The following is a 12,880-nucleotide window of genomic DNA, read 5'->3' on the forward strand; positions in this document are numbered from 1 at the left end:
GATGCTCTTGTGACCCTTGATGGCTACCGTCTGTGATGAATATTTCAAAGTCACATAAAGCTGATCATCATGTTCCCACCACCATGGTCGCAACGGAACGTCAATGAAATGCTCTTTGCCGCTCAGAACGATACTTCTGACAATTTGGTCACAACACCATAGTCAACACCAATGGCGTCGAAGTGGCGTTGGCCGCATTTGATTTTTTGGTTTTCTTTGTTACGCAGATCATCTTTATCAGTCGTGCTTTTGGTCTCCCGAACGAAATAAAGTTTCTCGTCTCGTTCGGTCACGAAGGCCCAATCAGGGTTGTAAGAACCAATTGGGGTATCGATCTTGAACCATTGTGGCAACTTCACGAACAGCTTCACATTCTCATTGTTATCTAAATCTTGGGCAAACTTACGTTCTACCTCTGAATCAAACTCGATATGGTCATAGAGCGTTTTCGTGCGGTTCTGGACGGCATAAAGGTTCGAGAGGTAGCGTGTGATACCATCCTCAGCTTCGCGTTCCAGCAAACTCATTTCCCAATGCAGGCCGGGAACTTTTTCATACTGGATACCGTCCAACATTAGGTCATGTAATGCTCGTGATATTTCACGAGCGACCAGTGCCATAAACTGCTGCGGGTTTATCTTGAATTCAGCAAGGCGACCGGACTGCTTGAGTATCTCCACCAACGTATGGCGTGTGAGTTCAGTTTCTTTCTGCAAATACGCCAGAATGTCAGGTAGCACCTTCACGGGACTTACTGTGGTGGTTCTATGATCCAGAACTGTATCCGTGTCGATACCGGCTTTTGATACACCGACTTCAACTTTGTCGATCTGTATCTCCATGGCTTTAATTGCTGGTAATTCTTTAATGCGATAAACGGCATGGGCAATCAGATCGTTGGTATCAAAATTAACGCGATAACGAGTGCGATGTTTAATTTGCTCCCAAAGTTCTTGGAAGTCCGTGTCGATTTGAACAGCTTTGTTGAACTTGAGTGTCTCACGCTTACGAGCATCGGCAATTCGGTTTTGGAATATATAGTTGGACGCCTCGTCGATGATTGCTGCTTTCAGGTCGCTGAATTCATCAGAGATTGCCAAATCGAAACCCGGTGCTTTGGGATCGAATTTTTCCAAGATTTCACCAGCTTTGTTGATATAACCATTTGCCTGCATCTCAGACCAAATACGTCCTGATTGCTCCTGACCGATAGGTGTTTCGCCATCAGCACCCAACAGTTTGGAGAATGCAATCTTGTCCAAGCGACCGAACTTAATGCCGAAATCTTCCTCAAATTCGGCTTGTAGAGATTTGGCGAAGACTTCGTATGATTCGTTAGCAATCACGGTGAGGCGGTTGATATGTTCATCGTGCACACGTTCGCCCTTGGAATTCACTGGTAGGCGTAGGCCGCGTCCAATTTCCTGACGTTTGCGATCCGTGGATTGAGTTTCGTTGAGTGTGCAGATTTGGAAAACATTCGGGTTATCCCAACCTTCACGCAATGCCGAATGCGAAAAGATAAAACGAAGTGGTTCGTCAGGGTCGAGAAGACGTTCTTTGTCTCGCATGATCAGGTTGTAGGTATCTTCATCTTCCTTGGTTTTGCCGGTGGTGTCTTTATCGCAACCTTTTTTCTTATCTTGAGAAAAATACCCATCATGCACTTCGGATGCAGTATAGCTCATTACGCCTTTAAATCGTCCACTGGATGATACTTCATTATAGGCTTCTTCAAACCACTGGCCGATCTGCCCCAGCGATGTGGTGCCATCGTCGTTATAGACACGATAGTTCGATACCTTGTCGATGAAGAACAACGACAGCACCTTGATGCCTCGGTCTTTTAACATCTTTTCCTTGATGAAATGCTGGCGAACGGTTTCGAAGACCTGTTCCCGCATGGTGTCATCTCTCATGCCACCGATTTCGTCACCTTGGTCAATCCAAGTGCCAGTGTTGAACTCGATTCCTTCACCACCGGGCGTGCCATCAATATGAGCGATTACAAATCCATTTTCATACATCGGGTTTTCGCCGGACTTGAGATACAGGTCATCTCCCTGTTTAACGTTAATTGGCTTGAGTTGAGGCCCTTTTGGCGTTGATTTAAAGATTTTCAACTTTGCTTTGATCGGAGACGCTTTGTAATCGACCTTTTCCAGCTTCACATACGCATCATTGGCATTGTCGTCTGCAATGACGCTAGCAACCTCGATACGCTTCACCAGACGCAGGTCATAGGCTTTGATTGGGTCGAGCTTGTAAAGCAGGTTATACGGGTTCTTATGGGTCGCAGAATAACGAAGCGTCGCTACCGGGTTCAACCGAGCAATTGCACCTTTTGCTTTAGCGGTGTTATCAACAGACTGAGGCTCATCAATAATCACGATGGGGTTGCTGGCCTGAATGAACTCAATCGGCTTGCGGCCAGACATCTTGTCGTTTTGACGGTTGATGACGTTTAGCTTTTTGAGTTCATCATCTGTCATCTCGGAGGTGTCTTTATCCGGCACGTCTTTAACGAACGACTGGATGTTAATCACCATGATCTGGATTTGGTTACTGTTAGCAAACTGACGAACCTTACCCAGCTTCTTGGAATCATAAACGAATGAATCGAATGGCACATTACCATAGATGGTCTGGAAGTGGTCTTTGGTCACTTCGATGGATTTCAGGACACCTTCGCGGATCGCAACCGATGGCACAACAATGATGAACTTCTTGAGACCGTATTGCTTGTTCAGTTCGAAGATCGTGCGAAGATAGACATAGGTCTTGCCGGTGCCGGTTTCCATTTCTACCGAGAATTCACGACCGAGCAATTCATCGGCAGCCGGGATGTCATTGGCTTCTTGAACCTTGCGAACATTCTCAAGAAACGCATCCTCATTTAGCGTAATGTCGTTCATGGCACCAAGATCGGACAATGCCATGCCAGCAGTCCCAGTGGTTGCACTAATCTCAAACTGGCTCTGTGCTATCGGCTGGCCTTCAAACGCTCTCACAACCGCATTAATGGCGTCCCACTGGTATTCCAGTGATGGATCAAAACGTAATTTCATTCTGCGGCCTCTTCATCCACTCGGTCATGCCCAATATATTCATTCAAATGTTCCGCAATGAGCTTCCTGCGTTCCCGTAAGAAATCATCATATCGGTCAAGTTCCCAAAGCGAACGGTCTAAGGGAATACATTGTTTTTTTAATTCATCCTCACCGACTTTTTCGATGTAGTCAGGAAGATACTTTGCGGGTTCTTTATCGCTGATTTTACGGTTCGTATGACCGCTGATGAAAGACAGATTACAAATATCATTAATCTCACGAGTTTCTTTATTCTGTTTTTTCAACACAGCTTGTGGGAACAGATGATGAAACTGCAAACTATGTTGCGAACCGGAATGTTTGAGAGAAATTACCAGTTGGTCACGCCAATCTTTGGCTTCTGCTTTCTTGAAAGCCATGAACATAGATTTGAAATAAGCACTGCGACTGTTTCTATTTTCCAAATCGCTGGCCAGAATGTCCAAACGACCAACTTGGGTGCGAAGTGATTGCAGTAGCCCTTGAACACCAGCACCTTTTTGGATTGCTCCCAAATCTTGGTCCAAGAATGTTTCTGACGAACCACGGGAATATCGGGCTTTGGCATTCGCTACCAATACCCAGTATCGAAGTTCCTTAGCCTCTTCGGGGGTCAGGGTATAATTCTTGTGATGACCATATGCAGCCAATGTAATCACAATGAAAGGTGAGGACAATAAGGCGGGACTATCAATATCTACGTTCTCTCGTAGAAAGTTCAAAGCGTAGTCCATACCGGCCTTAGCCTGTTCCCATGACGTTTTCAGTTTATCTAATGGGAGTTTTCCAACCGTTTTGAAACGTGATTGCCCTGTCGCAAATACCACCAAATTCTTAAGGTGAATCGCAAGACTCAAATTAAATCCTTGTGCAATACATTCCTGTTCAAACTCTTGGAATATTTCCAATGATTTTCGCCATCTTGCCGTAATTTGTGCAAGAGCCAAATCTGAGCTACGAAGCTTGGCCCCTAACGAATTCACACGAACAAAGATTTCGGTCACTTCTTCATATGATTTCGCACGATCAAGGATGTGGACCCGGTAAGAATACTTTGCAATATCCTTAAGCCGTTTCAATCTATCAGAATATTTTTTGAAACGAGGGTCATTTAAATCTGATATTCCTGCTTCTTGGATAATTGCAAGATCGTTATCTTCTTTAAATATCCGAGTTACAGAAACCCAATTTGGTAATGCGGCCAGTTTATTGCTATGGACAACGAAAGCCATTCTGTTTGCACGCATTGCCATTTCATCTTCATTGGCTTCCGGTGCATCTGGATCAGCATCAGTATCATCTTCATTCTCATCATCTTCAAAAACTTCGGTGATGATTTGAAGGTCATAGGGATGTTCAAGGTTGAACAGGATGTCGATTGGCTTCTTACGGCCACGGACCTCTACAGGTTCTCCTCGCAAAATTGCAGACAACGATGTTAAACGTTGCTGCCCATCCAACAAGAGTTGAAATGAGCCGGAAGCTGACGCTTCTTGCTCCATAGCGAAATCGCGGGTGGCGACGTCTTCATCGGTTTCCCAAGTCAAGATAGTGCCAGATGGATAGCCACGATAGAGCGAGTCCAAAAGGTCGCGAACACGGGTTTGTTGCCACACGTATTGGCGTTGCATTTCTGGCAAACGGATTTCACCACGCTCAATTTTATTGACCAATTCCTGAATGGTTAAGTCTTGTTGTCCCATACTTTAGCCCCTTCCTAAAATGGGATTTCATCATCTAATGACGGTGGTGGTGCGATCTTTTCGGCATACAAATCTTTTGTTTTTTCATCATCAGCCAGCAGTCCCAAAATATCCTGACCGATTTCTTCTGCGTTCTTCTTACGCCTAATCAACGCTTGGTATTTGCCTATAAAACCTTCCGGGTCTTCATCAAACTTCACCGGGATTATCTTGACATTACGTGCTGTCGCATAACCGATTTCTTGCTGGCACCAAATCCGTTCAGAAAAACCTTTGGTATGAATTGAGATGAAGAAATCCATGGTGTTAAGAGCCTTACGAATTTCTTCCATCCATTCTTCGGAAGGTTTGATGTCTTCATGTGCCACGAAACAATCAATATTATGGGGCTTCAACACATCCCGTAGGCGTGTTGCGTATTCTTTGTGTGTAGCAGTGTGGCTAATGAACGCTTTTACAGAAGCTGTGTTCTCCCAGTTCTTCGGTGGCGTTTTAATGATGTGGTCAGTATCTAAGCCAAGCTCAGTCGCAATCTTTTTTAGTTCGCTGTTTTTTGCCCCCCGAAGGCGGTCCTTTGCATAAACTCTTTTACTACTATATGAACCATTTGCTTCACTAACATCAAATTCACCAAAGAACATATCAAGATCATCGAATGTGTATCGTTCTTGCAATGTAACGGCAATATTCTCAATCAATTGCATTTTTTCTGTAACACGCATATCGCCCCCTACACCGTGCGGAAGACGATTTCGCTTTCTTGTGCGGCGGCACGGGCGGCGAATGTTTGGACGGCGTTGGTTTTGAGTTGGTCGTTGCCGTGGAAGGCTTCATCCAGACAGATGACTTGGAACGGGTCAGCTTCCGCCATGGCGTCAATCAGGTCTGAGGTAATTTCTTTTTCCAGACAGATCAGCAATGCACCTTCGGCAATGGAGAAAACTTCCTTGTCAGCAAACTCCACTGTCTCGATTTTGGTGGTAAGTTCGAACCCGGCTTTCAACAATAATTCATAGAGAATATCTTCGGCACTGGCTGCTTCATCCACATGGTCGATGTGCATTTCCAGTTGTTTGCCAGTTTCATCAAATGCTTCTGGGTCGCCGTTCCACGTTTTGAAGTTTGAACGGCCAAGTTTTAGAACTTTAAAGCCAATATCAATATTTTTCTGTCTATTGAAATTAAGTTCACCATCTGCACCGTTTTGTATTTTGTTGCCAACACGGCGAATTCTTTCCTTACCAATATCGGCAATAGTCTGAAAACCTAATTTTTGTGCCTCAGAACCATCATCACAATACTCTGGCAATTGCACCATAATGTGTTTCCGTTTGCCGTTATCCTGACTACATTGTTCCATTACGGCATGTGCGGAAGAACATGAACCTGAGAAGAAGTCTAAAATAATTGATTCTTCATTTGGCTCAGTGCCAATTTCGATCAGTCGTTTAATAAGTCGCGATGGTTTAGGGAAGTCGAAAACTTTAGCATTCCCGAAAATACTGACGATTTCGTTTGTGCCATGTTGTGTGTAAACATCATCAATTAGTGAGAATGCTTTTGTAGAGCGGACGGTTCCATCTTCATTTTTTAAATACTGTTTTGTGTGAATTACATATTCACCATCGCGATTTTTCAGGAAATCTAATTCATCTCTTTCAAGAGCTATTGCAACTCGCTCTTTACTCCAACGCCACTGACGTTTTGGAAACACTTCGGTTCCATCAGGTGCGGGTATTGAAAAGTTAAGATTTGCTCGGAGATCAAAGCTCTTCATGGCTTCTAAAGGGTGAGTCCGGTAGGGGCCTCGCTTTTCGTAATGCTTGTCTTTATTTTTATAATATCGCTCGATTGCATCTTCGCCTAAAGGAACGTGAATATCCATAAGGGCATCGATGTTTTTCGCATAAACTAATATGTATTCGTGAATCGATACGAGATATTTTTCTTTTGCTCCCCCGCCATATCGTTTTTTCCAAACAATGGAATCAACAAAGTTTTCTTCCCCAAATATCTCGTTCATTAACGACCGAAGGTTTTCAACTTCATTGTCATCAATGCTGACAAATATTAAACCATCATTTTGCATCAAATTCCGAGCCAAATAAAGACGCGGATGCATCATATTGAGCCAATTAGAATGGTATCGTCCAGTCTCTTGGGTATTTGTTGAAAAACGTTTCCCTTCATCATCTGTCTGACCTGTATAGGCCAAGTAAGTATTGAGGTTCTCTGCATACTTATCAGGATAAATGAATTCAAATCCGGTATTATATGGTGGATCAATATAGATCATTTTGATCTTACCGAAGTATGATTTCTGCAAGAGTTTCAGGACTTCGAGGTTATCTCCTTCGATGAATAGGTTCTCGGTATCATCGAAGTTTACGGATTCATCACGGCATGGTTTTAGGGTTGCGACACTGGGGGCCTGAATGACTTTCATACATTCGGCCTTGCCCGGCCAGTTCAGCCCGAACCGTTCCTTACCACCTTCGACAAAATCGCCAAGCACACGACGCAGGGCATCAATATCCACGCGATCTTCACTGAATACTTCGGGGAACAACTGCTTCAACTGCTGGCGTTTCTCCGCCGCAATATTCATCGATTGCAGGTCCATTTTGGTATCTTCGGTCATGAATTCATTCCCCAATAATCTTTTTGTTATTTCATCAGTCGCCAGCGGACGGTGAACAATACAGTATCTGATACATCTTGTTGCAGACGTTCTTCAACTTCGTCCAGTAAATTATCTTTTTGATTTTCGATCACACGGGCCTGATCGTCGTATGCTCGCCATGCTTCGTTGCGTTTACTTTCAAGTTTTTTAGTCTGGCGTTGCAGGCCGAGTTTGTCTTGTAGATTGCCGGACAGGCGTGTGCGTTTTTTCAGGTCCTTGATCTGGTCATCCAAATCTTTTAGTTCGACCTTCAATGCCCTGCGTTTATCTTCGGCCCAGTGATCCAACTTTTCCATTTCTTCATCGAACCATTCCGCACGATGGGCTTCGACTTCTTCCAAAATGGTTTTCTTGCGGGTTTCAAGTGCGGTGTTCAGTATCGTGTCGTCGATATGAATATCGCTGTCAGCTACCGTAGCAGGAACCTGTAGCAAGCGTCTGATTTGGTCCGGCGTCAGGTCAGTGCCATCATCAGTGGTTCCGGCAAAAAGTATGTGATCCTGTGCGTCCGACCCTGTGATACTGAGTTTACCAACAGCAATTGTGCCGGACTGTCCGACCAGCCCTTCGATCTGTTGGGCCGTCTGTGACCATGCACCATAATCCAACACAAGCTCCGCAGGGGGCGTAGAACGCTGCTGCGAGGATGTTAGCACCCATTGAGCCAGTGGATGCCCCAAACGGTATCTGTGGGCGTTCTCTGGCGTTTTAGACAGTTCGTATCGACCGGTCGGTGTCGTGCCCTGAACTTGTTCGGGTAGCTGGTGGACCGTGAAGGAATGCGTTTTATCGTCAAAAGCTGCGTAAGGGTGAAGCTCATGGGCTGTCAGTTGCCAGAGCATGGCTTCATAACGATTTAGATATTCCTTGCTTTCATTCAAGTTGACCCGGAGCTTGTCGTGAACCTCCGCATCGAAGTTTTCCAGCAACTGCTTTCGGGTATCATCCATTGTCGCCGAAATGCTGTCTTCCATCTCATTACGAAGCTCATTGAAAGCTGTTTCAATATCGTCTGTGGTGCGACAATTCTGATAGATCGCGGCGATACGTTTTTCAAAGTCCACGCCACCCTCAATGGCCCCCAAAACTTCATCAGAGGCACCGAACACACCTGAGAATAGTTTGAACTTTTCATCCAGCAGTTGGTAAACACGCTGGTCAGCGGCATTGCTTTTGTTCAGGAAGTTAATCACCACCACATCATGTTGCTGACCGTAACGGTGACAGCGACCGATACGCTGTTCGACCCTTTGAGGGTTCCATGGCAAATCGTAGTTTACCAACATGCTACAGAATTGCAGGTTAATACCTTCGGCGGCGGCTTCGGTTGCAATCATAATTCGGGCGTTGTCACGGAATTCATCGACCAAGGCGGCACGCATATCAGCGGTGCGGGAACCACTGATCTTATCCGACCCTTTGTTGTTCTCAACCCACTGCTTGTAAACTTCCTTGGATTTTGGATCGGTGTTAGACCCGTTAAACAGCACGATTTGGTCTTTGTAGCCGTTTTCTTCAAGAATACGCACAAGGTAGTCTTGTGTGCGACGGCTTTCAGTAAAGATGATGGCTTTGTCGGCAGCTTCGAGTTCTTTGGCCTTATTAAACCCGGTATCCAATGCACTGAGCAGGGCCTGACCCTTGGCATTTTCACTAATGGACACTGCAAGGTCCTTGAAGGCTTCGAGATCGGCAATCTCCGCATCAATGGCGTCGATTTCAGCTTGAGTTAGCGGCTCTGGCTGTTCATCGTCATCTGACCATTCATCTGTCAGTTCCTCGAATGCTTCAAAATCTTCCGCGATGTCGTTTTCGAGCTTGGCGAGGGTGGATTCAAGGTCTGCGTTATCTTTGAGTTGTTGGCGTAATTTACGGGCCAATGCCTCCAACGCCCCCGCAATGGCGAATGTGGATGACGCCAATAGTTTGCGAAGGATCAACGTCATCAATGTGCGTTGACTGCTTGGTAAGGCTTGAAGATTATCACGACGCAGATAATCAGACACCAGATCGTAAAGGGTCTGTTCTTCTTCGCTTGGTATGAACTCTTCGGTGATGGCAATCCGGTTGGTATAGCGGATATACTCCATTACTTGACGACGCAGTGTGCGGTGACAAATCGGTGCCAGCCGGGCCTTGAGTTCGTTGAAACTATCTTCACCGGTCAACCGGGCATACTGAGACCGGAAGCTCTTGGCGTCACCAAACGCATATTCATCAATAAAACTGACAAGACCATAGAGTTCCATCAGGGAATTTTGCAATGGGGTTGCGGTCAGCAAAATCTTAGGGGCATTGGATAATGCCGCCCGAAGAACCCGACCTGTTTTGTTACTGACTTTATAGACGTTACGAAGGCGGTGGGCTTCGTCGATAATGACCAAATCCCACGGAATGACCATGAGTTCTTCTTCGTGGCGTGCCGCAAACTGAAACGAGCAAATGCCGATGTCGTCACGTGCAAACGGGCGACGCACACCTTCTTTAATCATCTTGTTATAGTTTTTAGCTTCCAAGATCGTTGATGGCAGGAAGAATTTATCACTCAATTCCTGAACCCATTGTTTCCGTAATGACGCCGGACAGATAATCAGGATACGACGTTTACCCTCAGCCCATTTCTGTGAAAGCACAAGGCCACCTTCAATGGTTTTACCCAGCCCAACTTCGTCGGCCAGAATGGCACCTTTTGATAATGGTGATTTGAATGCAAAAAGGGCAGCAGAGACTTGGTGTGGGTTCAGGTCCACTTGAGCATCAAACAATGCAGTCGCGATTTTTTCTGAATCAGAAGCGGAATGTCTACGTGATAATTCATGCGAGAAATACTTGGCGTGGTAATCCGTGATTGCCTTTTCTTTTCCGTAACGGAACCCCGTCATATCTACCCCAATCTTTTTAATTTTTTCTGATGTCAAGAAACTACCATAAACTCGTTTAGGTTTTGAAATAGAAAATGGTTCATCTGGAAGATAATTTGGAATCATATAGGCATTTGGTGCAATTGCACCGTCTTGCTTTCGTAAAATGGTTCCATCAATAACCCGTGCAAATTGATCGACAATATTGGATTTGGTCCAGCACACCAGCATACTGGCAAAAGGGGCCTGTTGTTGCGATTGACCAAACTTTAGGCGTTTTTTGATAAAGAGAACATCGGCACAACTGGCGATCTGGCTGTGAAAGTAATCAGTATTTGACCGAACTGGCAGTAATGCGATGATCGTTTTAGCGTTGCCACATTGGTATTCTTCGTAGGCTTTTGCCACCCATTCCGGGAGTGTTGAATATGGCGGATTTAGGTAAACATACTGCCCGTGCCAATTTTGTTTCAGCCCATCATGGCTCTCGTAGAAATGAACTTTAGCATTAACCAAGCTGGTTGGGTTCGTGGCTGGGTCTAAGCAGAACTCCGGCACCACCGAATGGATTTTATCCAAGAATTCTTGTGAAGTGTTCCAGACATCGGTCTCGCCTTTTTGAAAGTGGGTTCGCTTCAAGTCCCGCACAAATATTTTAGCATTGTAATGTGTGATAACACGGTAAAAGCTCGCCATACGGCCTTTACCTTTCTCCAGATTCATCAGTGTCGGCGTTGATAGGCCAATCTGTTCAGCAAGATAACGCAAAGAATGTTTTCGTCGCGTGCGAAGTAATTTTACCTGTTCACCAATAGAACTTGCTTTGGGCAACCCGGATATTTGCAGATTGAGACACCTCAATACGACTTGCAGTGATTGAAGGTTACCAGCGTTACGTTCAATGCCACGAACCGCATCAATAGCAATATCGGCCTTGGTCGCCAAATCGCCCTGCGTCATTAAACATCGATTGCGATGCTTCTTTATTTGCTCACCTAGCATGTAAAAGAAAACCCCGTTTTAGAGAGGGGTTTCTTTTACACTAATCCTTCGCCATATGAAAGGCGTTTAACTTTTCTTTCAGTGAAGTGAGTAAATCGGAAGCAGCACCCCAGACAATTATTGCTGATGGAAACGGAGCAGCACTAAGTTGATCGGAAAACATTAACCGGCCTTTTATAAAGAAAACGTTCCATTTACCCTCGTATTTTGGAACATATTCTTTATCAAATTGTAAGGTGTCAACATCATGTTTCATGGTGGTTATGTAAATCCGTTTTACATATTTTCTAATTCCATTCTGTTCCCGAACCCGCCAGCTTGATTTGCGGGTCAACCAAATTCAAGGTTCCATCAAGGCCAATGACATTTACCGTCGGCGTTCCCAAAACTTCATCAATGGCTTTCATCTCGTCAGAATGAAACATCGCGACATCGACAACGACGTGGAGCAATTGGCTGGTGTCCCCCATGCCCTTGAGCATCAACTGACGGACATTGCCAGTGATGGCGTTCACGCACGGAAGTTCTACAGTGACATGCTCCATCTTAAACGGCGACAGTCGCGTAGCACTCCGGGCAAGAATAGCCACGCTGAACTGATAAACCTGATCTGTTGAAGTTGGTGCCTGTTCTTGTTCACTGGTGATTTCTTCGCATTTCATAATCGCATCCTTAAGTGTTCTAACTTCATCTATTTATCCGGGATGAACAACATTGTTGGGCAACGTTGATAAATAACCATGTTGAAACAAAACATGGAGATTTTGATGATTATCAAAATGGACAAAGACGCTCCGCTTTTCGAGCAAACCCTAACCTTCCTTCGTGCCAACGAATTTATCATGGATGCTGCCGATTTGAGCCGTGCCATGGGACGTTCACGTTCCTACATCGGATGTTTACGGTATTCAGGCCACGACGCATCTAATAACAGCTACATCAACCTAAAAGCGTTTCTACAGGAATGTCTGACAGAAACCACAGATACTGATTTGCAGCGGTGCTTGACCACTTATATTAACCTGATCACAAATGAGGTGTTGGCATGACCTGTCTGACTGTCCTGCCGGTAAAGATATCCGGCACGATTCCGCAATGCTACATTCCCAACCAATTATTTTGCCCGAAGATTGTTTGCAATGAACACCACATCTTCGCAACTGATCTAAAAATAAGAAAAACGGGCGATGATGTTTTCCCAATATATAAGCTTGAAGTCGTGGGTCACATTATCATTCAAAACGGGTTTGGTGAGGGAACGGTTGAGGCGTTGCAGAACAGACCTTTTGCCCAGTTCGAATCTGACGGTATCACTGCGATCATTTGGGACTGTGTAATCTCTGTCGGTCTGTCAGAAGCCCGAAGTATCGACCTTACCTTCAATACAATCACAACTTCTTATCAGGAGGATTTGATATGAGCAGCCTCAATGCTTTTACGCCATCAAAAAAGCCAAACTTCGATGACTTCAAATATTGCCTCGGTATTGATTTGGACGCAGCACGACTTGATCGACTGTTGGACTTATTACCGCATATGTCA

9 protein-coding genes are annotated in these 12,880 nt (G+C 45.0%); 2 read left to right on the top strand and 7 right to left on the bottom strand.

From position 1 onward, the window contains the following. Window positions 1-122: 122 nt before the first annotated feature. The 7 genes from IEW74_RS16320 to IEW74_RS16350 all read right to left on the bottom strand — a co-directional run bounded on the left by IEW74_RS16320 (window position 123) and on the right by IEW74_RS16350 (window position 12,000). Window positions 123-3,068 (bottom strand): restriction endonuclease, encoded by a 2,946-nt coding sequence (locus IEW74_RS16320; RefSeq protein ID WP_188667104.1) that lies wholly within the window; start codon window positions 3,066-3,068, stop codon window positions 123-125. Beyond that, window positions 3,065-4,792, bottom strand: coding sequence for a GmrSD restriction endonuclease domain-containing protein (locus IEW74_RS16325; protein ID WP_188667106.1), 1,728 nt, complete (start codon window positions 4,790-4,792; stop codon window positions 3,065-3,067). The genes IEW74_RS16320 and IEW74_RS16325 overlap by 4 nt, the downstream gene beginning before the upstream one ends. A gap of 14 nt (window positions 4,793-4,806) precedes the next feature. Then, the gene (locus IEW74_RS16330; RefSeq protein ID WP_188667108.1) at window positions 4,807-5,514 is read right to left on the bottom strand and encodes a toll/interleukin-1 receptor domain-containing protein; all 708 of its coding nucleotides are present in this window, start codon (window positions 5,512-5,514) and stop codon (window positions 4,807-4,809) included. Between the two features lie 8 nt (window positions 5,515-5,522). Then, window positions 5,523-7,433: a site-specific DNA-methyltransferase gene (locus IEW74_RS16335; protein ID WP_188667110.1), complete on the bottom strand. Its 1,911-nt coding sequence runs from the start codon at window positions 7,431-7,433 to the stop codon at window positions 5,523-5,525. Between the two features lie 26 nt (window positions 7,434-7,459). Continuing rightward, entirely contained in the window at window positions 7,460-11,296 is a 3,837-nt protein-coding gene (locus IEW74_RS16340; protein WP_188667112.1) for a DNA N-6-adenine-methyltransferase, read from the bottom strand. A gap of 82 nt (window positions 11,297-11,378) precedes the next feature. After that, entirely contained in the window at window positions 11,379-11,594 is a 216-nt protein-coding gene (locus IEW74_RS16345; protein ID WP_188667115.1) for a hypothetical protein, read from the bottom strand. 31 nt (window positions 11,595-11,625) lie between these two features. Beyond that, window positions 11,626-12,000 (bottom strand): hypothetical protein, encoded by a 375-nt coding sequence (locus IEW74_RS16350; RefSeq protein WP_188667117.1) that lies wholly within the window; start codon window positions 11,998-12,000, stop codon window positions 11,626-11,628. Between the two features lie 78 nt (window positions 12,001-12,078). On the opposite strand from IEW74_RS16350, the gene IEW74_RS16355 reads away from it, so the two are divergent. After that, window positions 12,079-12,387: a hypothetical protein gene (locus tag IEW74_RS16355; RefSeq protein WP_188667118.1), complete on the top strand. Its 309-nt coding sequence runs from the start codon at window positions 12,079-12,081 to the stop codon at window positions 12,385-12,387. Next, window positions 12,384-12,758: a hypothetical protein gene (locus IEW74_RS16360; protein WP_188667120.1), complete on the top strand. Its 375-nt coding sequence runs from the start codon at window positions 12,384-12,386 to the stop codon at window positions 12,756-12,758. The genes IEW74_RS16355 and IEW74_RS16360 overlap by 4 nt, the downstream gene beginning before the upstream one ends. Window positions 12,759-12,880: the final 122 nt, after the last annotated feature.

Source organism: Terasakiella brassicae (assembly GCF_014641495.1).
Classification (GTDB): domain Bacteria; phylum Pseudomonadota; class Alphaproteobacteria; order Rhodospirillales; family Terasakiellaceae; genus Terasakiella; species Terasakiella brassicae.

What these genes read in the sequence shown, in the direction of transcription:
- IEW74_RS16355 (WP_188667118.1), top strand. Translation starts at nt 12,079, where the DNA reads ATGTTGAAACAAAACATGGAGATTTTGATGATTATCAAAATGGACAAA.
- IEW74_RS16325 (WP_188667106.1), bottom strand. Translation starts at nt 4,792, where the DNA reads ATGGGACAACAAGACTTAACCATTCAGGAATTGGTCAATAAAATTGAG.
- IEW74_RS16345 (WP_188667115.1), bottom strand. Translation starts at nt 11,594, where the DNA reads ATGAAACATGATGTTGACACCTTACAATTTGATAAAGAATATGTTCCA.
- IEW74_RS16350 (WP_188667117.1), bottom strand. Translation starts at nt 12,000, where the DNA reads ATGAAATGCGAAGAAATCACCAGTGAACAAGAACAGGCACCAACTTCA.
- IEW74_RS16360 (WP_188667120.1), top strand. Translation starts at nt 12,384, where the DNA reads ATGACCTGTCTGACTGTCCTGCCGGTAAAGATATCCGGCACGATTCCG.
- IEW74_RS16340 (WP_188667112.1), bottom strand. Translation starts at nt 11,296, where the DNA reads ATGACGCAGGGCGATTTGGCGACCAAGGCCGATATTGCTATTGATGCG.
- IEW74_RS16335 (WP_188667110.1), bottom strand. Translation starts at nt 7,433, where the DNA reads ATGACCGAAGATACCAAAATGGACCTGCAATCGATGAATATTGCGGCG.
- IEW74_RS16320 (WP_188667104.1), bottom strand. Translation starts at nt 3,068, where the DNA reads ATGAAATTACGTTTTGATCCATCACTGGAATACCAGTGGGACGCCATT.
- IEW74_RS16330 (WP_188667108.1), bottom strand. Translation starts at nt 5,514, where the DNA reads ATGCGTGTTACAGAAAAAATGCAATTGATTGAGAATATTGCCGTTACA.